11 protein-coding genes are annotated in these 24,048 nt (G+C 36.9%); all 11 read right to left on the bottom strand.

The annotated features are described in order from the left end of the window. Positions 1-952: 952 nt before the first annotated feature. Positions 953-2,956, bottom strand: a complete 2,004-nt coding sequence (locus tag Q0486_RS13815; RefSeq protein WP_299234533.1) for a glycoside hydrolase family 97 protein — start codon at positions 2,954-2,956, stop codon at positions 953-955. Positions 2,957-2,968: 12 nt separating this feature from the next. After that, on the bottom strand, positions 2,969-4,036 hold the full coding sequence (locus Q0486_RS13810; protein ID WP_299234530.1) for a hypothetical protein: 1,068 nt from the start codon (positions 4,034-4,036) through the stop codon (positions 2,969-2,971). Next, a complete protein-coding gene (gene bglX / locus Q0486_RS13805) occupies positions 4,033-6,198 on the bottom strand; it encodes a beta-glucosidase BglX (RefSeq protein ID WP_299234548.1) in 2,166 nt (721 codons plus the stop codon). The genes Q0486_RS13810 and bglX overlap by 4 nt, the downstream gene beginning before the upstream one ends. A gap of 264 nt (positions 6,199-6,462) precedes the next feature. Next, on the bottom strand, positions 6,463-9,270 hold the full coding sequence (locus Q0486_RS13800; RefSeq protein WP_299234527.1) for a sugar-binding domain-containing protein: 2,808 nt from the start codon (positions 9,268-9,270) through the stop codon (positions 6,463-6,465). Between the two features lie 25 nt (positions 9,271-9,295). Next, positions 9,296-10,171, bottom strand: a complete 876-nt coding sequence (locus Q0486_RS13795; protein WP_299234524.1) for a DMT family transporter — start codon at positions 10,169-10,171, stop codon at positions 9,296-9,298. A 108-nt stretch (positions 10,172-10,279) separates the two neighbouring features. Beyond that, positions 10,280-11,773, bottom strand: a complete 1,494-nt coding sequence (locus Q0486_RS13790) for a trehalase family glycosidase (protein WP_299234519.1) — start codon at positions 11,771-11,773, stop codon at positions 10,280-10,282. Between the two features lie 30 nt (positions 11,774-11,803). Next, positions 11,804-13,999: an alpha-galactosidase gene (locus tag Q0486_RS13785; protein ID WP_299234517.1), complete on the bottom strand. Its 2,196-nt coding sequence runs from the start codon at positions 13,997-13,999 to the stop codon at positions 11,804-11,806. 126 nt (positions 14,000-14,125) lie between these two features. Then, the gene (locus Q0486_RS13780) at positions 14,126-16,438 is read right to left on the bottom strand and encodes a glycoside hydrolase family 3 N-terminal domain-containing protein (RefSeq protein ID WP_299234514.1); all 2,313 of its coding nucleotides are present in this window, start codon (positions 16,436-16,438) and stop codon (positions 14,126-14,128) included. 32 nt (positions 16,439-16,470) lie between these two features. Next, complete coding sequence (locus tag Q0486_RS13775; protein ID WP_299234511.1) at positions 16,471-19,092, bottom strand: glycoside hydrolase family 3 protein; 2,622 nt, start codon at positions 19,090-19,092, stop codon at positions 16,471-16,473. Positions 19,093-19,267: 175 nt separating this feature from the next. After that, entirely contained in the window at positions 19,268-21,223 is a 1,956-nt protein-coding gene (locus Q0486_RS13770; protein WP_299234508.1) for a family 20 glycosylhydrolase, read from the bottom strand. Positions 21,224-21,538: 315 nt separating this feature from the next. Then, a complete protein-coding gene (locus Q0486_RS13765) occupies positions 21,539-23,923 on the bottom strand; it encodes a hypothetical protein (RefSeq protein ID WP_299234505.1) in 2,385 nt (794 codons plus the stop codon). Between the last annotated feature and the right edge of the window lie 125 nt (positions 23,924-24,048).

Raw genomic sequence — 24,048 nt, 5'->3', positions numbered from 1 at the left:
GTGACGCTTGTACTACATTCTGTTTGTTTATTTAAAATCTTTCAAAGAACTTCTTTCGTTTGGAAGCGAAAGCGGATGCAAAGGTAAGCGATTTATTTTTAACCACCAAACTTTTTTCAAAGTTTTTTTTCAAAAAAGTTTTCGGAAAAATCTCGGACCGTCGTTCTCGCTCCCTTGCAGTATAACAAGGTAAGATACTTATACAATCCGAATATCACTACCAATTTTACATCATGTCATCACTTAATCACTTTCACTCTCGAAAGCGGATGCAAAAGTACAACCTTTTTTAATTCCTGCAATACATTTGACAACTTTTTTTTCAAAAAAATTATAACTATATACATAACTCACTGTTAATCAATGAAAAATGAAAGGAACTTTTTCACATAAGTATTATATGGAAGCTTATGTAAGGATTTTTCATACATTATATTAATAATATATAGAGAATCTATTATGTAAAAATGTCATGAAAAAATACTGATTCCGATGAAAATCATTGTAATAAATGCCGAAAAGCGGATAATATGACTGCAAAATTATTACTTTAAGATTATTATGATGGGAATAAAAAATGCTTTTCGCTGACTGATACAGAAGGAAATTTCCAAAAATAAAAATTACAAATCGATATTTTTTTGAGGAATCAAAATAAAAAGCACAGTTATAAACTGCTTGGAATTATTATTTTTTTTAAGAATTAAAGGCGTACAGGAGAAAGGCCAAACAAAATTATCTCCACACGGGCGTGTGGAGTACTCGACACGAACGTGTGGAGAACTCCGCACGAGCGTGTCGAGATCTTGACACAGGCGTGCGGAGATAAACTTGTTTTATTATATGACCGTAACTGAATTTACTTTACAAATTTATTGATTCATTTCTAAAAAGGGTCACATCATTACTTCGTTCTTCCAGATAAACTTTACATAAAAAGACTTCAAATTTATTATTTAACTATTCTCATTATAAAACCACCACCACTATACATTTTCACATCAACTACAGATTTGTTGGTAACTTTCATAGTTTCTTTTTTGTAGTCTTTAGCAACCAGATCCGCATTTATTCCATCCCTAAACAACACCACATTGTACTCACCTTCACCGAGGAAAGAAAAATCAACTTTCACTTCACGTTCTTTCCAGTTAGTAAGACCACCAACATACCACACATCGCCATTCCTACGTGCCATGACTATATACTCGCCAATATTTGCCTGTAAAGGACGAGTTTCATTCCATACAGTCGGTACTTCCGCAATGAATGATGTGCATTCCTGTTCTTTCTCATAGTTAGTAGGAGAGTCGCACAACATATTCAGTGGAGATTCAAATATAACATATTCAGCCAACTGTCGGCATCTTGTACCCTGACTCATAGGTTCAGTATAGATAGCCCTGAAATTCTCTTTGTTGGCATTTACCATAGCACCCTGAGTATAGTCAACTGGTCCTGCTACCATTCTGATAAACGGGAAAGTCACATCGTATGTCACCTGATCGGTACCTTCCTTAGCCCATTTCAATTCTTCCAGACCATGAACGCCCTCAAAGTTGATAGTGTTAGGATATGTTCTCTGCAATCCTGTAGGTTTGAATGTTCCGTGCAGGTCGATAAGAAGTTTATACTTCGCACCGGTTTCCGCAGCCCTTTTATTAAAGTCAACAGCTATCTGGTCATCTCTGTCCATAAAGTCAATCTTGAAACCTTTCACCCCCATAGCCGCATAATGCTTACATACATTATCCATATCCTTATCGAAAGCCAGATAGCCTGCCCAAAGGATTATTCCTACATTTTTACTTTCAGCATGAGAAATAATCTCCTTCAAATCTATTTCAGGCACCACTTTCATCAAGTCAGCCGCACCTGGAACAGCCCAACCTTCATCAAGTATAACATACTCTATACCATTCTTAGACGCAAAATCAATATAATACTTATAAGTTTCAGTATTGATTCCCGCACGGAAGTCCACATTATACAGACTCCAGTTATTCCACCAGTCCCAAGCCACCTTTCCAGGCTTTATCCACGAATAATCCTCGAACGTAGCTGGAGTAGCCAACTTATAGACCATATCATTATCAAGCAATTCCTTATCCTCATCAGCAATAATGACAGCCCTCCACGGGAAAGTTGTCTTTCCGTCATATTTCGCAATGAAGTTCTCACGTTCTTTCACCACACCTTTCAGTCCTCTCACTTCAGGAACAATCTTCTTAGGATATGGAGCAAAAACACCTTTCAAACCATCTTTGGTCTCATTATTCTGCAGATACATACCCGGATAATTCAGCAAGTCAGCCTCAGTAATACACATTTTCTTACCGGATTTCGTTTCAACCAACAAAGGAGTCATCGCAAATTTTCCGTTATTCCATTCTTCAAGCGACATGTATTCATACGTATTCTGGAAACTGCTGTAGAACGGATCTTCCTTTCCCTCATTCATTCTTCCTTTCGGGAATGCTGCATAAACCTTGCTGTCGTCCGGCAGATTAAATGAAGCCTCTTCAGACAACACGTTGAAAGGTTTTGAAATATCAGAAGCAAATCTATAGGCGAAACCATCCTCAAATGCTCTGAATACCAGACTATAACCATCCCTAAAGCTGATGGTCATCTCGTTATACTCATTTTCTATCTTATCTTTACGATAGACAGGAGGAAATATATCCTCGTCAACGCTTCTTCTTTTCACACGCTTCACCTTTGCGTCCTTTCCCCACACGTCACCATTCGATATAGACATGGATACAGGTGATTTTCTTATCATCACCTCACCGTCCTTCGATACAGAATAGGCAACATTTCCTTCGTCCACACTGACTGTAACATTAACACTCCCCGACAGATCACTAAGTTCATAAACCTTTTGCGAATATGCGTTTACCCCCAACATCATAAACACAGAAAAAGGTATAGTTTTAAAAAATACAGATTTCATATATATAAGAATTTAAAATTTCACATCAACACTATAAGTTTTCTCACCTTTAAAGAATGCACGCTGCACTTCATACTCCGGCAACCACACATACTTCTTCTCACCGTTATATTCCGTCTCAAGCAGGAAAGTAAACCAACGGTTATAAGGAAGTTCGTCAGTATTTACAGGTCTTTCAGGCCGGTCATACAAATCAGGAACACCTGTTACAAACACCCTTCCGTCTTTTCCGGTAACATAACTCCTGTAAGGAACAGAAATCAGATCATTGAACTTTGCCCTTGAACCATAAAGATTGATTTTCACGCCTTTCTTCGGTTTACCTTTCGCTGTAACCTTTATATCAAAATTCTGAGGGAACATATTATGGAAGAATCCCGGACATTCCTTTCCAGGCCTCTTGTATAATGCCGTATAGTTTATAATATCAGCAGCATAGTCACTCCATCTTGTGGCAGTATAATGTGAGTTCATCACACAAGCCTCCGGTTCATACTCCAAACCGTTTACAGGATTATTCTTCGCACGAATTCTGTCAGCATACAAGTCTGTCACTCCCCGATAGTGTCCTAGTTCGTGAGCCACACCCCTGTAAAAATAATCTTTTCCAAACAAGTCTTCCGGCTCAGTCTTACTTCTTCCCCTGCAAACCACAAGACTCAGCCCGTCACTCGCTCCACCACAATACCATCCCGGATGCTCATCATCATGGTCAGCTTTAGAATCAATTATCATCAGCACATCATGTTCCGGATAACAGGTCGACGACCTGAATGCTTTTTCCACCACATCCGAACTGCCATTATATATCATCTGTAAATCAGGAAGATATCTGAAATAATATTTAAATCTTCCCTGTCCTGCCTCGTTCCAGAATTTGTTAACCTTTCCAAAGAACTCATCAAGCTTCTCACGATAAGCCGCTTCACCACCCCAATGTTCTATTGCAGGTCTGTCAACAGCTATAAAAACCCTGTAATCAATAGTGTCAAGCCTCCCAGCAGCTTGCATGCCCTCAGGCAGCAAGCTACATGAAGCCCCTAAAATCAACCCCAATATTGCCTTAGTTATATTTTTCATTTCAAAGTATATTTGATTGACTGTACATCCTTACTGTTAGCACCTACCATGAAAGTAAAATCACCTTTTTCCACTACATAATCCATATTGTTATTATAGAATCCCAATTGTTCATCAGTGATATCGAAAGTAACAGTCTTTGTTTCTCCCGGTTCCAAAGAAATCTTTTCAAATCCCTTCAGTTCCTTTATCGGACGTGTGACAGAAGCCACCTCATCCCTTACATACAGCTGAACAACTTCCTCACCTTTATATTTTCCTGTATTCTTGACATTTATTGATACATTGGCATAAACATCACCATTTACAGAATCATTTACCTTCAAATCAGAATATTCGAATGTAGTATATGACAGTCCGAAACCGAAAGGATATGCAGGTTCTGTAGGAATATCAATATACTTTGCACACCATCCTCCATTTGCAGTTGGACGACCTGTACTCTTATACTGATAATTCAAAGGAATCTGTCCATTATGCTGAGGGAAAGTCATAGGTAATTTTCCGGACGGATTGTAATCACCCCACAACACATTACAGATTGCATTACCCGCCTCACTGCTAAGCCACCATGTACACAGAATAACAGGAGCATCCTTACGTACCTCATTAAAGATAACTGGACGTCCACACATCATCAGTACCACCACTGGCTTGCCTGTCTTCACAAGTTCTGAAACCAACTTCTGCTGCTCTTCAGCAATGGAGATATCACCCTTTGAGCGCATCTCGCCACTTTGCCATGCACGTTCACCCATAGCGACAATCACCACATCCGAGTTTCTTGCAGAAGAAAGACTCCTGTTCAAATCAACAATCTTATTATTTTCAAGGTTATATCCCTCAACGTAATCCACATTATAACCTCTCTCGCACATTGCATCATAAAGAGTTACAACCTTACTGACATCAGCACACGACCATGCACCGCACATATCTTTCTGCGACTTAGCCAAAGCACCAACCAACGATATACGTTTCACGTCCTTTGACAGAGGTAGTATATTCTTCTCATTCTTCAAAAGGACAATAGATCTTTCAGCGACATAACAAGCTTCCTCTCTTGACTGCTTAGAACCGATAACCGACTTTTCTCTCTCTTCGTTACAGTATTTAAAAGGATCTTCAAACAGTCCGAGTTTATATTTCTGTTCAAGAATTCTTCTGACTGCATCATCCACCAGTTTTTCGTCAACCTTTCCTTCTTCCACCAAATCCTTCAGATTCTTAGAGTAACATTCACTCACCATTTCCATGTCAAGACCGGCAGTAATACCTTTTAGGGCAGCTTCCTTTTCGTCGGCAGCATATCGGTGATTAATCATTTCACCAACAGAGCCCCAGTCGGATACCACAAAGCCGTCAAAGCCCCATTTGTTTTTCAATAAATCGCGTAGCAGAAATTCATTTCCAGTACAAGGCTCATTATTGAAATCGTTGAATGCACTCATAAAAGTAGCCGCTCCTGCTTCAGCACCAGCCTTATAAGGAGGCATATAGAAATTGGCAAAATGTCCCATCGACATATCCACACTGTTATAATCCTTTCCGGCAATAGGAGCGCCATATCCGGCAAAGTGCTTTATACAAGCCATTATAGTAGATTCATCAGACAAGTCATCGCCCTGCAGTCCATGTACTCTTGCTTTTGCAACCTTAGCACCATAATAAGGGTCTTCGCCGGCACCTTCCATCACACGCCCCCAACGCGCATCCCAGCCTATATCAACCATAGGAGCAAAAGTCCAGTGAAGTCCTGCGGCAGCCGCTTCACGTGCCGAGCATCTTGCACTCATTTCTATAGCTTCAAGGTCAAAACTTGCAGCCTCAGCCAATGGAAGAGGGAAACCGGTTCTGAAGCCATGTATCACATCAAGTCCGAAAATCAACGGAATCTGCAGACGCGACTTCATTGCAGCCTCCTGATACTTCCGTGTATTGGCAGCACCTGATACATTAAGCATAGAGCCAAGCAATCCCTTGCTTATATCCTCAGTTCTGTCTATTTTTGTATTATTAGGTCCTGTTGCAAATCCGCCTGAGCACTGACAGAGCTGACCAATCTTCTCCTCAATGGTCATTTTACTCATCAGTTCAGATACGAACCAATCCATTTCCCTATCTTCAGAAGTAATATTACTGCCGCACGATGCTAAAAGCATCACGCTCCCCAATGCGTTTAAAAGCAAAGTTCGTTTATTCATGATATTCTTATTTTAAAGTTTTAATTTTCGTAATGCAAAATAGCACAATAATATTCTCTATCAGCAAAAGAATAATACAGAACTACAATAAAATAGTATAAAACGACAAAAAGGATAAGACAAAGTACGTTTTTACCGTATTTTGAATTATCCTTTCAGAGCAAAATGATTTATTTATCACACTTCCCTCAGATATTAACAAAACATACAATGATTATTTAATCAATTATAAGATATATTTTCCAAGACTTTAATGTCGCTACCTGCCTTGACACCATTAAAAAGATTCTTCAGAGCATCAGCAGTAAAAGTCCTTTCAGGATTAAAGCCCGCAGAATTCATATAATCAAGAATACTTGCATAAAGTTGGAAGCCCTCAGGAGTATTCCTAGCCACTTCAAGGTCGGCCATGCATACCAACAATTTTCCTTTCCCAACCTTCATTTCAAAAATCAGTCCAAGTTTATGGTTACGCTCCACATTATCTATCACCTGTACTATCGGATAATAATCTTTAGGCATACTGTCCATTATTATAGGATAACTGTTTTTTATAACCGGATACCATTGCCAGTTAGTATGTTCCTCTGTAGGGAAATCTCCGAACACAGGATGCTCCGGATCAGTCAGTATTCCCAATGTTCCCGGCGATGCAGGTTTCTTTATTCTGTCACAAATACTCTTGAACATTCTGTAGTTCCAGTAGTCAGTCTGGAACAATCCACCAACAGTAACCTCTCCGCAGTCCATTTTCTCAGGAATAAACAACACCTTAGCACCTTCTGCCAGCAAAGCCAGTGTCCTCTCATCCAGTTTTCTCACCACTTCCACATCACCTTTCACCAACTTCTTTTCTGCCGGATAAATCCACAGAGGATAAGAATTTCTATAAAAAGTTCCATTTACCGACAGTGTCAGTTCCACCTTGCAAGCCTTTCTCACATCAGGCAATTGCATTTCCACTTTTCCGGCATCCAATAGTCCCTGTCCGTCACCCAAACGAAGTTTTCCACCACTCAGGACCTTTCCTCCATCCTTCAGACTCCACGACAAAGTTTTCCCTTTCAAGGAAGAATATCCGTAGTTAGCCACTTTCATCTCAGCTTTAAAGTTTTCCCTTCCGGTCCATGTATATTTTTCTGTAACCAACAAAGGCACTACCTCAGAACAGAACTCCCTCCATTTTTCCGGCTTAACCAGTCCCTTGCTATCCATAAAAGCATCCAGAATACCCACATACGCAGAACCCTGTCCAGGATAATCCTGCAAATCAAGCAACTGAAATCCAGACATATATTTGGAGCGAAGATTCATTTCTATATCAGCCCTGTAAAGTTCTACCGACCATGCACCGGACGCTCTGAAGAAATCTTTAGCCCTATCAGCCATACCGGCCTTTTCCAACCTGCTCTTGAAAACCTCAAAGTTCCAAGGAGCAAGTACCCCCGTATATTTCTTCATCTCCTCAAAATTAGGATAAGTCTGAAACTGTCCCGTTTCATGCCCGATAACAGGCACTTTCGATTTCACCAACGCAGAATCAAAATTCATAACTAGGTTAGGATAAGTATTATTCAGATATCCACCTTCCTCTGCATCAGCAAACGAGAAAGAAGCACGCGCATGAGTGGAATAATCTTTTGCCCATCCTACCCTGCATGTAACAAGGAAGTCCTCACCAGGCATATATCCTTTTGTTCCAAGGAAAATATTAGAGCCGTATGCATAAAGATGTCTTTTCTCAACATCGCGAAATTTATTGACAAAATCCTTCATCACATTTATGTCGCCACTAAGCTCGTTACCCAAAGCGAACATCACGAACGAAGCATGATTGCTATATTCACTCTGTATAGCCATACCGTCATTCATCAGGAAGTCCATCAACTCTTTCGACTCTTTCTTGAAACTTCCCCATATAGGCAATTCCGGCTGAAGGAAAATACCTTCCAAATCGGCAGCATCGAAACAAGCCTTCGGCGGACACCAGGAATGAAATCTGCAATGATTTATACCATACTCCTTGCATATTCTGAAGTAACGCCTCCATTCCTCCACATCCATTGCCGTATATCCGGTAAGAGGGAAAACACATGCATCATGTTTTCCACGCAGAAAAGTCTTGTTACCGTTTATGGAGAAAAGCATTCCGTCAACTTCAAAATTCCTCAATCCGAAATTCACCGACTTCTCATCCTTACCCACGATAGCGACATCCAGTCTATACAATGCCGGATCCGCATCACTCCAGAGCAAAGCCTTTTTTCCAAAATCATAATCCAGTTCATAGACAGTCTTACCGTCTTCAAGCAGAATCTCCAACGGTTTTACACTATGTTTGTTCTCAGTATTGAAAGCCTCAGCAGACATTACAACCTTTTCGCCGGCTATACCTTTATCCGTAGATATATCTATCCTCACTTTTGCCTGACGTTTTTCAGCATCAGGATACACCTGTACCGATTTTATATGCAGTTTGTTCAAAGCCTGCAATTCAATACGCCCAATTATACCGTTCCAGTTTGTCTGTGTAGATTCCGTACAGGAGTGCGAGCTTGAACGTATTTGAGAAGGAATACCGTCACCATTGTCCACCATAACAGTTATACGATGCTTTCCCGGAGCGATAAATCCGGATAAATCATACACATGAGGAGTCGATAGATAACTGTTATTACCCACATATTTATCATCGACCCACACCTTTGTAGGACGGGTTCTTTCCATAAACAGTCTGATGACCTTACCGTCCCAGTTTTCAGGTATCATGACCTCCTTACTATACCATGCCTTACCTTCAAACTTATAATATCTTGACAGGAAAGTCGTTTCATTTCTGTTTTCATTCATCTTTCCCTTCCTGTTCGTATCAGTAGTCCCGGGAAGAATCACCTCATCATTATACGTCTTATTATCAAACGAGAAATTCCATTTCCCTTTCAAATCAATTATCTCAGTATATCCCGAATGTGTGGCAAAGCCACAAACAGAAATAACACCAAATAAAAAAATCAGATAAAATTTTCTCATAACACAATCTTTACATTTTATAAATTCACGAAGCCCTGTTCCTTATAAAGGCATCTATCGACTGTAAGACTACGGAAAACAAAATCAGCAGCAGTCCCATATAGAAGCTGCTATCCAGATAATGCCCCTCATCAAACAACATCATGGCTAATATAATACTATAGATAGGTTCAAGATTATAACTGAGATTAACCGTAAAAGCCGATATAACTTTCAGAACCTGAATCTGTAAAATATACAGGCATACCGTACATACAGATGCCAATGCCAACAGGTAACAGAAGTCCGTAGTACCAGGTATTACAAAATCCGTATTGAAACAATAACTGTACAGTGGCATTAAAACCGTAAGCCCGACAAATCCTCCACACATTTCATATAGCAACATAGTTCCTGAAGAATAATTTACAGACACCTTCTTGTTCATTATGGTAAACAATGAAGCCAAAGCCGATGATATTATCCCCAACAGAACCCCTGTCCTATATCTAGTATCGAAGTGGAATATCAGAACTATTCCCGCCACAGCAATCAGACTGAAAGCTATCTCCTTTACAGAGATACGTTTCCTGTTTATGAACGGTTCGAAAATCGCAGTGAAAAAACTCATCAGCGACAGACACACCACTCCGATAGAAACATTCGAGAACTTGATACTGGCATAAAAGAACACCCAGTGCAATGCCAACAAAGTTCCTACCAGTCCAATCTTAAGAATATCCTTTCTACTTACTTTCTTAATACTACCGGATATCTTAAGCACAAAATAAAATAATATTGCGGCCAATAATAACCGGTACCACACCAGCATAAACTCATTCAACGTTATCAGTTTTCCAAATACTCCCGTTCCTCCAGCCAACAGGACAGACAGATGAAGTTTTATAAATGCCTCTTTCATATATTTACGTTTTCTAAATTTACTATCCTTATAAATTCAAATCCGACATAAAATTACAGGATATAAATACAAGACAACAACATTAGAAAGACTTTTTTCAAGCAACACCTACCGTTTCAAAACAAGAGTCTGGCTACCTCGTTTCACTTTATATTTCTTACCATTGATTATCAGTGTATAAGGTTCATTACTATTCACATTGACATTCTTTCCGTTCGCCACAATATCAGTTATTATATCCCCGAATCTCAGGTTACGCAACCCTTGTTCGCCATCTCCATTCTTATGCCATTCCACAAGCCTTTTATTTGCGTCAATATTATAAAATCCCAATACATTCTCTATGAACAATGAGATTGGTCCCAAAGCAGACCATCCGCAAAAGTCATGTCTAACCAGTTCTCTTCTATCCTTATACTGTCTTTCAGAAGGACGTGGAGCAGAAGGTGAATAACATTCCCAGACAGTTGCCGGAGTGAATTTATTATAAGTTTCGCTCATTTGCTCCAGCAGCCTATAAGAGTTTTCATGCGCAATATCATAATACCCATATGTTTCAAGAGCCTTTGTTGCCATATATGCCAATGGAAGCCAGACAGCCCCTTTCCAGTAATCACCTATTTCATTATTATAATCCTTATCACGTCGTGAAACAGAAGGCCATGGATACTTACCTCCAAACTCCAACGGGTCTACAGCATATTTCACTAATCTTTCCGCCTGTTTTTTATCAGGTATTTCAGCAAGCATAGACCAATATACAGCAGGAGTCCTTACCTTTACAAACGATATATCTTCTTCAGAAAGATCATAATAAAATCCATCCTCTTCATCCCAGTAATATTCATTAAGAAGTTCCTTGTGTTCCTTATATAATTTCTTATATTCCTTAGCTATATCCTTATCTCCCAGTTCCTTTGCTAAACGTTCAATATATAAAGCCGCCAGTGCCTGCTGTGCCACAGCATCCATCCAGAGCAATTCCCCTTTTCGTCCTCTTCCTCTTGGAGTATTGTCCATACCGCTCTGAACCCATCCCCATCTATATCCCAAATCTCTTTTTTCCAAAGCAATCCAGGCATGCCTGAAATGAAGTTTCGTTCCCCGTTTCAGATTTTCAAACCAGTTATAATGACGCTGCAAGAATTTATCTTCAAGGAGAACCTTCTTTATACGCTCCCTATCACCAGTCATTTTATAATATTCATATTCCACCCAAGGATAGAAAGGGGGATTATCCGGATGCTGTATTCTCAAAGAAGAAGGTTTCTTATTAAGAATAGACTCATAAAAATTATCCAAACTTTGTATTCCCGGAAATACAGACGGAGCATATCGACAGAATAATACCATAAACTCCGTATCCCATATCCAGATAGTGTCGTCCCAAAGATTCTCATCCATATATGGAGATTGGAACACACCATCCTGATATTTCACTCTACCCCAGGCAAGTTCCCATGTATTCCAGTACAAATCAACAAACTCTGGTTTTTCTGAGAATATAGGTTGAGGAAGTAAATCCCTATCAAGACTTCCTTTAGCAAATACTAAATTGCAACCACATACTACTAATATATAAAACAGAATTCTGAAACCCATAATCATTATCTATCAAATTATTTTTATTTCTCATTCTACTTCATTTAGTTCCAACACAAGACTTGAATATTCACTGCCTAAAAGACTTCTCAATGGTAATCCCTGCTCTATCAACACTTTTCCACTAATAATTCTGTCATTAAGCCAACAAGGCTTATTCTCATTAACAGGTGTTAAATCTTTCAATCGGTACTTTTTATTCGGGTCCAGACCATTCATTCGCACATTTGGAATATTCATATTTTTAAAATGCTCCAACTTATATGCATAAAAGACAGCTTCAGCCTTATCCTCACATACATACATTAACGATGCCAAACCTCGATCATCGTACGGAGAAACAAGTCTGTACAAATCACCGAACTGAACAATTTCACGTATATCCTTATAAGCAGCAATTGCTCTTTTTGCAAAAGCCTTATCTTTATCAGACATATCTTTAGGCTGGATTTCCATACCCAAACGACCTGACATAGCGACATCAAACCTGAATTTCAAAGGCGTAATCCTACCTGTCTGATGATTCTTGTCCGCACTGACATGCGAAGCCATTGCTATTGCCGGATAATAACCAGAAATTCCCCACTGCATATATATCCTCTGTAATGCATCAGTATTGTCACTTGTCCAGAACTCATCAAAATATGGAAGCATTCCATAATTCACTCTACCACCCCCTCCGGCACATGCCTGCATTACAAGATCTGGATATTTCGCTCTGATACGCTTCAACACATTTTCCAATCCAATCTGATAATCTACATACAAGTTTGATTGTTTATTTTTCGGTAAATAACAAGACCCATAATCCATAAGACTACTATTATCATCCCATTTCATGTATGCTATTTCAGGATAGTTTGTCATAAGATTATCAACTACACTAAACACAAAATCCTGTACTTCAGGATTAGTCAGATCCAACACGACCTGACTGCCTCCTCTTCCTTTTGTCAAATCACGTCCTTTAACCTGTAACACCCAGTCCGGATGTTTCTCAAAAAGTTCACTCTTAGTGTTAGTCATCTCAGGCTCTATCCATATTCCGAATTTTATATTCTTGGATTTGGCATAATCTATAAGCCCCTGTATTCCCTGAGGTAATTTCTCCTTACACACATTCCAGTCACCCAAAGATGAAGTTCCATTATTTCTTGGATACTTATTTCCAAACCAACCATCATCCATTACAAACAATTCACCTCCCATTTCTGAAAAATCGTTCATCATTTGCTCCATGGCCTCCTGATTGACTTTGAAATATACACCTTCCCAACTATTCAGCAGAATATCACGTGTTTCTCCACCTCTGTTCAGTTTATATTTTCTTGCCCATTTATGGAAAGTTCGACTTACCCCACCTTTCCCATCAACACTATAAGTCATTGCAAATTCCGGAGTTATAAAAGTTTGCTTTCCGTCCAATATATAATAAGAATTGTCCTCACTGATTCCCGCTATAATATTCAAGTAACTGTTCTGTGCATTGAACTGAATCTTATAATTACCAGTCCATGAAAGAACTCCTCCCATAACAAGTCCTGTATTTTCCTTCAACTGACCATCCATACTGACCATAAACGAAGGATTACTTGTTGTCGTATTATCCAAAGCATATCTATTCACAATACACTTCTGTCCGTTAGTAAGTTTTTCTTCCTCCATTGTGTGTTCAGAAGCCCAGTCCCCATGTAAATGATTAATCCAGTTATCACCTCTTGGCATAGACATATATGCAGATGCGAACTGATATAAAGTTACAGGTTTCTTACCTTGATTATTTATTTCTACCCAAGTAGATATAACATCTGTCCCCTCATAATTCTTAAAACACTGTACTACCTCAACAGGATACACATTATCATTCATTATAATCTTAGTGATTTCACATCCCTCTCTATTCTCTGTTATGACATCATCGACATACAAGTCCAAAGACTGGTTTCCATCACTGTGAGTGATTGCAATAGCCTTTTCCTTAATACAGTCAAGTCCAAACGCCGGATAACTCTCATAATTCATATTCAAGCCAGAATTGTAAACATCATTTACATCGTTTATACGGGTTCCATAATACTGTACTTTAGATTTCTTCCCTTTTTCTGCAGATAGTAATAAAGATGTTTTTGGAGTTGATATTAAATAATCCTTACCAAAAGAAGATGCCGAAGAAACCAACAGGAACATCAAAAAAATGTTCTTCTTACTTACTAAATAATTTTTCATATTATCAAATCTTAATTATTAATGGCAAAGGTATGAAATATGTAATATATAATTTGACAAAAGAATACAATTTGACAATAATAGGATACAATTCTATATTATAAATAGCAAATGTTATTTAAAACTTTATTTTATCATTCTGAATTTTTTTTTCAATCTAATATCATCAACAGAACGTCCTACCATAACAGAAAATTGTCCTGGTTCAACAACATATTTCATATCCTCATTCCACAATCCTAACTGCTTATATGGTATAACTATATTTACAATCTTTTCCTCATTTGGATATAATTCTATTTTGTCAAATCCTTTTAGCATCATAACAGGTGTTACTACACTCGAAACCTCATCATTAATAAAAACTAATGGGACTTCCTTTCCTGACATATTTCCTGTATTCTTAAGTTTAAAAGATAGAGAAATATCATTACCAGAAGAAAATACTGAATCTATATGCAAATCACTGTACTCAAAAGTAGTATAGCTAAGACCATGACCAAAACAAAAAGCTGGCTTATCATCCGAACGTGAGCTACCAAGACCATAACCAGTCCAGTATCTCGAAGAATCCTGATAATAATACATAGGAATCTGTCCTGCATGTTTTGGTATTGTTATAGGAAGTTTTCCGGATGGGTTAACTCTCCCAAACAAAACTTCGGCAACAGCTTGCCCACCATACAAACCTGGCTCCCACATATCTATTATTACAGGAATATTATCTGATATCCATTCATTGTTGAGAGGCTTACCATTTACTATTAGTACAACAACAGGTTTTCCTGTCTTCTGTAAAGCCTGAACAAGTTCAACCTGACGACCATAGAAATCTATAGAAGGACGATCTGCTGATTCTCCGTATGTTCTTAATCCCCAGTCTGAGCGTATACCATATCCGCCAATTACTACAACTATCAAATCACAGTTCTTTGCTTTATGTACAGCATCAGAAATAGTGTAATCAGAAATACCTCCACCCTCTGCCAACATTTTTTCTTGGAGTTCAGGATCTGTTGTATTAGTTTTGTCATGAGACAATTTAAATCTGATTCTACCACTGTTACTATATATTATCTCAATTTCATCAGACATCATACGAATACCCTCTAAAACAGTAATCACATTTTCTTCCGGCTGAAAGAAACTCCAATCTCCCAAAATAGATTGATTATCAGCATTAGGACCTGTAACCAGAACACGCTTATACTTCTTTCTGTTTAAAGGAAGAATTTTTCCTTCATTCTTTAGTAAAACAATACATTCACGTGCAGCATCCAAAGCTACCGAACGGTTTTCCGGTGTTGCATAAACATCTTTTGCCGGATCAACATAACGATTTTCAAATAAGCCTAACTCAAATTTAACTCTAAGTATACGGCGAACTGCATCATCTATTCTATCAATTGAGATTTTTCCTTCCTTTACTAATTGTTTCACTGGAACAAAAAATTGTAAACTATCTGGCGAATACATGTGCATATCCATTCCTGCATTTACACTTTTTTCTAAAGCCTCTTTTTGATTATGAGCTGTATAATGTAATTTTTTCAGATTATCCATATCCATCATATCACTGATGAAAAAACCACGAAAACCATATTCTTTTTTTATTACATCTGTCAATAACCATTTAGAAGAATGGCATGGCACACCACCTATATCATTATGACCAGGCATAATAGTCATACATCCAGCCTCAATGGCAGCTTTAAATGGTGGTAATATATTTGATCGTAAAGAACGTTCAGATATATCTGCAGATGCATGATTGACTCCACCGACAGATGCTCCTCCACCCGCCAGATGCTTTACAGATACCGCAACCTTCTTTTCTGGAACTGCATTTCCCTGTAAACCATATATTGAATATCTAACAAGTTCACTCGCCAAAAAAGGATCTTCACCATAAGTTTCACCAGTACGTCCCCAACGGGCATCATATACTATATCTACACATGGAGCAAATGTCCAGTGAGTTCCGGCAGAACGAATTTCTTCTGCAGCTTTCTGTGAAACTATTCTAACCAAATCACGATTAAATGTAGCTGCCATACTTATTGATGTAGGAAATATTGTTCGGCCCTGAAGTGTTCCATATCCATGCGCTGCATCCATACCTATCAAATATGGAATTTTTAAACGTGTTTTTTCTGATAAAGCCTGAAGTATGTTTGTCTCCTCAGGTTCTTGTCCTGCAATCCAAGCACCAAAATCATAATAACCCGCATTCATAACACTATCCTGATCCCACTCTGAAACCATATCCATTTGGGCTATTTTTTCTTCTATTGTCATTTGTGATAATAAGGCCTCAACACGTTCATCTATAGGACGGTCAGGGTCTAAGTATATGGAAGTGTCTACTATATTAGTTTTTGATTCACATGAATAAAGGCCTATACAGATACCCAATATAAAAAATCTTTGTAATTTCATAATACAAACTATTTATAAACGTATAAATACATTTAAAATCTGATTTTTTTCTCCATTCTTATATCTTGTGATGAAGCACCAACTTTTATTATAAACTCTCCTTTTTCAAGAATCCATTTTTTGCTTTTCTCACTATAATATTGAAAATCTTCTTCAGATAGTATTATACTGACCGATTTGGTTTCATTGGGTTTTAATGAAACTTTCTCAAATCCTTTAAGTTCTTTCAAAGGTCGTTCTTCCTTAGATTTAACATCTGTAACATACAACTGTACAATCTCTGCTCCAGCCATATTTCCTGTATTGGTAATATCAAATTTTACTTCTATAAGATTATTCTTTTTATCAACTATCTCTACTGATAGATTTTCATATTTAAACGATGTATAAGATAATCCGAATCCAAATGGAAATAAAGGTTTCACACCTCTCTTTTCATACCCCCTATATCCAGTAAATATGCCTTCATTATAGTAAACTTTCTTTTCCTTTCTTGTTTCATCATAGTTCCCGGCTGCAGGTGAATCATTCCAGTTCTTTTCTATTGTAAATGGTAATTTTGCTGAAGGAGTTACCTTACCGGAAATAATTCTTGCTAAAGCATTTCCTCCTTCCTGTCCGAGATAAAAAGCATGTAGAACAGCAGCAACATTATTTATCCACGAAGACATATTTACTCCACCACCAGCGTGCATTACAACAATAGTATTAGGATTTACCTCTGATATTTTTCTTATAAGTATATCCTGACCGTATGGTAAATCGAAAGGCCTGTCTCTTCCCTCAAGTTCTATACTACCATCCAAACCGGCACAAAAAATAACTGCATCAACCTTAGAAGCCAGATTTACAACCTCCGAAAAATCGATATCACTATTATAACAATAACCCATTCTTATCTCTGATGGTGTAGAACGCTGATTCCAGTATTTCAATTTTACATGCTTTACTGAACCTTTCATAGCATAAACAGCTTTTGAACTTACGTGAAACGACTGTGATTCTGAAGCATCAGCCAAAAGTCTGCCATCTACAAACAACTGATAAGCTCCCTGAGCATCAACAAAGAAACGAACAGTATCATCCTTTAGTACATCAATATATCCTTCCCACTCAATTTCATAATCAGAACCGAAATTCTTATTATTATCTGGAGTTCCCCACCATTCAAAATCAACATTTCTATCAATTCTGCTTATTATTGCACTGTCCACACATTCTTCAGAAGAAGACTCAAAAAAATTAACGACTCTTCCAGCAGCCTTCGCTTGTTCTTTAATCAAATCGGAAGAAACCCGACCATCAGAATTACTAACAGCAGAGTAATAACGTGCTTTTAATCCTCGTTTACCGTTTTCTGTTCTAAATACACTATTTCTAAATATCCTACGTTTAAACTGATTGGAAATGCCTTCGTGATAATATATTCGTGAGTTTTTAAATTCATTCTCTATTCCTTGAAGATCATTAACAACATACCACGGATGTACTCTTGAACTACCGCCACCACCATAAACAATTCCATTGGTTGAGAATACCCTGTCGTTTATTACAGGAGGATTTGCAGTAGGTCCTATTACAGCTATTGATTTAGGTGAATTCAAAGGTAATATTCCGGAGTTTTTCAAAAGAACGATACCCTCCTCTGCTGCTTTAAGAGACAACTTATTAGCCTTTTGATTATAAACAGGAATACTATCAACTTTCTGTGCTCTGTCAAAGAAGCCCATTTCCATACAGGTCCCATAAATACGCCTTACTTTGTCATTTATTACCTCTTCTGAAACAAGCCCCTGTTCTATCAAAGGCAACAGTTTTTCTTTATTAAACCAGCTTTTGCTTCCCATTTCAAGATCCAATCCATTATTTGCCGCTTTATCGGCAGAGTATGTACATGCCCAATCAGACATTAATATACCTGTGAATCCCCAGTCTTTTTTAAGAATATCTATCAAAAACTTATTCTCAGTACAATAGATACCTCTTAACGGATTATAACCTGTCATTACTGCCTTTACATTTGCTTTTTGAACTGCAGCCTTAAATGGGGCCAAATATATCTCATGCAAAGCCCTATCAGAAACTTCTGTACTGACTGTATATCTGTCATACTCCTGATCATTACCTGCAAAATGTTTTATAGTTGCAATAACACCACCTTCCTGGACGGCCTTAATAAACGGGACAACCATATTAGATGTCAAATAAGGATCTTCACCATAATATTCAAAATTACGTGCTCCCTTTGATGCTCTATAGATATTAACCCCTGGAGCCAAAAGGAAATGAATACCTCTTGCCCTCCATTCCTGCGCATACATTTCGCCCAATTGAAAAGACAATTCCCTATTCCAGGAAGATGCAACAGCAATAGCAGAAGGAAAAGCTGTAGCTCTACCCCATAATCCCCACGATGACAATCCAAGCGGGCCGTCTGCCATTTTAAAAGCTGGTATACCAAGCCTTTCACAAGGATGAAGGTAAAAATCGTTATACCCAGCTAATAAATCTATCTTTTCTTCCAAAGTCATTCTATTCAACAAATCTGTCACTCTTTGTTCTATCGACAAAGATTTATCGTTGAAAGGATATTGTTGTCCTTTCAATGTAAAACTACATAATACAACAAAGCAGAATAATACTATATGTTTCATAAATATATTATATATATCACAGTTATAGTCTTTTTAATCATAAACCAATACATTATACTCTTTATATGACAAATATAAAAGATATTTACTTACTAAATACCTTCAATTTCCACAAACCTTAACAGTGTCATATCAAAGTGATAATATTTTATTAAATAAAAGGATATAAACGTTCTCAAATTATTAAAATTTCATCTATAGACATTCCACCACCATTACTTTTTACTACCATTTTTACAAAACGACATTTCCAATTTCCATTAACCTCAAACTTTTGAAATTGTAATGCAGGAATTTCTTTTAAATTATCTTTATTGACCTCCCCCACGAATTGATAGTTTTTACCATCCTCTGAAATATAAAATTCCACATTCTCAGGCAAATATCTTCTAGCCCCAGCACACAATTGCATCCAACGAGTAGATATTTTACTAATCAAAAAAGATTCACCCAAATCAACTATAAACTCTTGATTTCCTGAAAAATTAAACCAACTGCCATCAAGATAAGTTTTACTACCTAAATATCCATCAGTGAGTATTTTTTCATTACTCCAGTGCAAAGAAGTTGAAACACTTTTATTATGAGCTTTATTTTTATAAATGACATCATAATAAACATCACCTATACGATTTCTATCCTTAAACGCAGCTGCACGAATCTTAAGAGAATCTTTGATTTCTATTGGTTCAATATACTCATTTGCTCCATTAAATAAAGTATCACCTTCCAAAGAATATCTTATATCCACATCTCCACGTTCACATTCCAATTCCAAAAGCATTCTATTATCATCATAAATAATTCTTGAACTAATATTACCGGAAAGTCTATAAGAATTTATACCCTTATTCCTCAACATGACAATATGCGTATCAACACAATCTCTAAACTCCTCCCATGTTCTCATATTTCCATAACTCCAACCCAATTCGGCTACAGCCAATGCACGTGGGAAAGCCATATATTCCAGATGTCTTTTATCTGATATCCACTCAGTCCATAAATTTCCCTGTACACCCAATATATGAGTACTGACTATATTATCAAGACTATCCGGCAATGGAGTATATGTGAAAACCTTTTTCAAAGGAGTATATCCATCATGTGCCAAAGGTTCTTTATCTGGAGAAGACTGAAAATAATCAAGATATAAATAATGTAAAGGAGAAAGAATCACATCATAACCATTTTCTGCGGCTTTCAGTCCTGCCTGTTCTCCTCTCCACGACATAATTACAGAAGATTTGTCAAGACCTTCATCTGCTATTTCATCCCAGCCTATCAACCTTTTCCCTCTATTATTGATAATATCCTCAGCCTTTCCAATAATATATTTGTGTAAAGAGTGAATATCATCAAACCCTTCCTTCATCATCAGTTTCTGACACATAGGGCAAGACTTCCAATATTTTGTATTTGTCTCATCTCCACCTATATGGATATATTTTGAAGGGAACAAGTCCATAACCTCATTCAACACTTTCTCCATAAATATATATGTAGAATCGTTACCGACACAAAAGGTATTCTGTATATAAGGTTTCTTGGAACAACATAATTCAGGATATGCAGCAAAAACTTCCCTTGAATGTCCGGGAAATTCTATTTCAGGTATTATTGTAATATTTCTCTCAGAAGCATAATCTACAATTTCTCTTATATCACTTTTAGTATAAAAACCTCCAAATTTCTTCTCTTCATTAACAGATACGAATCTTCCACCTTCTCTCCACCATTGTTTCCATTCCCAAGCTGTTCTGTACGAGGCCTGTTCCGTCAATTTGGGATAACTTTCTATTTCTATTCTCCATCCGCCATCATCAGTCAAATGCCAATGGAAAGTATTCAATTTATAAAAAGACATTATGTCAAGAAGATTTTTTATTTCTTCCTTTGTAAAAAAATGCCTTGACACATCAAGCATTAGTCCTCGATAAGGAAATCTTGGTTTATCTTTTATCTCCACAAAAGGAATTTCTCCATTATGAAACAATTGTCTAAGAGTATTTTTAGCATAAAAAAGACCGGCATCTGATTGTGTATAAACAAATACTCCTTTATCATTCACTTCCAAACCATAACCTTCAGGACCAAAATCAACAAATGAAGTATCCTTATAAACCGACAAGATACTATCTATTCTATCAGTAAAAACTAAGGTTGAATCAACTTTTAATACCCTATTAGTATTGATATTACATTCTATGGGGTTTGGAATAACATTTATTCTATATTCTCTATTCGAAATACAACTAATGAGCAAAAAGCCTAAAATATTAATTACAAAAAAACGAACCATATATCATTTCATTTATCAATAAAACATTCTAATAAAAATTATAAGCTTATATTAATTCAACATTCACTCTAACTATTAATAAACAGCTATACTAATCACGAAAAGCCACAAATCAACAAAATAACGGATCTGAATTTTATCCTATTACTTCAATAAAATCCAACCATGAATAAAATCAAATATAGTTTTAGATTTGTCCTTATAAACTATCTTTACGCTATTTTTATTCCGCAAATTGAAATGTATTTTGTTTATACAATCCTCATTAGGCATGACAATATATTCCCCATTTACTTTATGCAAATTACAATTATGACAAATGATTTCTCCCTTATCATTTTCATAAACATAAGCAGATGTCAGCAAAACTTCTCCAAGGCATTTGAAAATCTCATGCACATCATTATCACAACATCCACCATCAAATTTTCCAAATGACGAGACCATTTTTGTCGTATCAGCTTTATACCAGTCACTAATCATTGGCATATATTGCTCACCTACTATCTGCTCTACATGTTTACCTTTACCCGGTCTAGATTCATCAGGGACAAACCTCCGCACTCTTAAATACGGATCCTGAACAAAAGCCCAATTAAGTTCTGCTGTCAGTGGATTAATTAATTGAATGCAAGTACCTATTGAGTTTATCATTTGTTTCAAATACTCATATTTACCGGTAAGCAAATAAAGATTTCTCAAACCATATATGCGCCATGCAGACCAACCGTGAGGAGAAGTCATCATATTAGGCATAGTTAGAATATCATACTGCGATTCCCAAAATCTTAAAGAGCCACCATTCATTCTAGAATCTGGAACTATAATCTGCGATAAACAACGATGCATATTTGCCATTTTCTCTGCAGCCTCAGTATAATATTTCCTTTCCAAAGAGCCTTCTGGATGAAGTAATGCAAATTCAGACAATTGAGTGTATGAACACGAAATCATACCATCTTCAAACGTCATCTCACCTTCAGTCTGTATATTATCCAAATTTCTGGCCAGTTCATCCATAGCCATTTTTACAGAAGCATAATGACGATTATACCTATGCTCCCACTCGCCTGTAATATCAGAAGATATAAGAATCTTTTCCTCTCTCATAACTTCCATTATTGCTTTTGCTATATAAATAACAGAAGTATAATGAGTCTTTCCAGAACGATATGCACCATCTGTTTCTAAATTTCTCAATACTGTATCCCATTCCCACCTAAGTTGAGTTGTCATAACAAAATCTGCAAGATCAGAGGCCCACCTCAAGTAAGATATATTACCAGTCGCCCTATAGAATTGGGCCCAAAGAGCTGCTTTCAATGCCGTATCCTGAATACGCATTGGATTATTCAACGGCAAATGTGTTTCCTGATTAAAAGTAATTTTATTAATTTGATTAAACACCTTTTCAATTTTCAAATCAAGGTCCTCATTTGGAAAATGTTCACGAGCTATAAAAGCAGAGAAAAGTCCATACCAACACTCAGCGTTAGTGTTTGTCTTTTGCTGATATCTCAATGAAGCCACACGTGCCGCTTTTATGTAATCTGAATATCTTTCACTTATACATGAAAGTTTCATTTCTGTCTGTTTACCATCTTTATTGATAGATGTTAGAGTATAAATACCCTCCATATCCATATAAATCTCAGTCTCATAGATATCTCTTCCTACTTTTTTCACAAGTTTTGGGATTTTAACTCCGTTAGGTAATGTTATATCCAACCTTGGAGATGTATTAGAATAAATAAGAACTGAAGATTTCCGATTAACAGGTAATGTATAATAATCAGCCTGAAACATTGGAGCTCTGCTATTTACTGATACTGCAGTGGGTATATCCTTCAATTTTTCAACCTCTTCCAGATATATAGTCCATGAACGTGATTCACCGACTTTCAAAGACAAATTCTGTGTATGTCTGTCCGGCAAAGGTCCAGGATTAAGCAAATCCAAAGATATTGTACGAATACGATGCCCATTTGCAAAGCTTATCTTATTTTTAGAGTTGTTATAATGTAAATGATATGATGCTATCGCATCAGGACTTGTTATCGTAAGAATACGCCCAAGAGGAGTCATCATATATCCCCAGAAATGCGTTTTTTCGCAACGCATTAAAGTAGGAAAAAATACATCATGCCAATCAGGATAAGACAACATTTCTGTATTTATTCCAAGTCTTAAAGACAACTGAACATTTTTTAATTCTTCCTGTAAAAGATTTTTACATGTCACATCAATCTTGAATTTTTCATCTTCAATATTATAGACTATTTTATAAGATATAGAATCATTAAATCCATAAATACCATTTGATTGCTCTAATTCTTTTATTGATAAACGTTTACCGTTAAGCCATAGAGAAGGACCACTAAATTCATCTTTTCTAAAACAAATTTCTTTTCTGCCATAAAAATTTAATGATGATATTAATCCTACAGAATCTACAGAATAAGATATATCTTTTTTTGCAAAAGAAAAAAAGGAACAAAAAAACATCCCTAGAAAAAATAATTTTCTCATATTGTGTAATCAAAAATATTAAATCGAAAGGTTGTACAAGATGTTGTGCATTTCCTATAATAGTACTTTATATCTCTGATACATATTATAAGAATTAGAATCGGGACTATGAAATTCATAATCCC

Source organism: uncultured Bacteroides sp. (assembly GCF_937912035.1).
Lineage (GTDB): Bacteria > Bacteroidota > Bacteroidia > Bacteroidales > Bacteroidaceae > Phocaeicola.
This window is presented reverse-complemented; position numbering and strand designations above follow the sequence as displayed.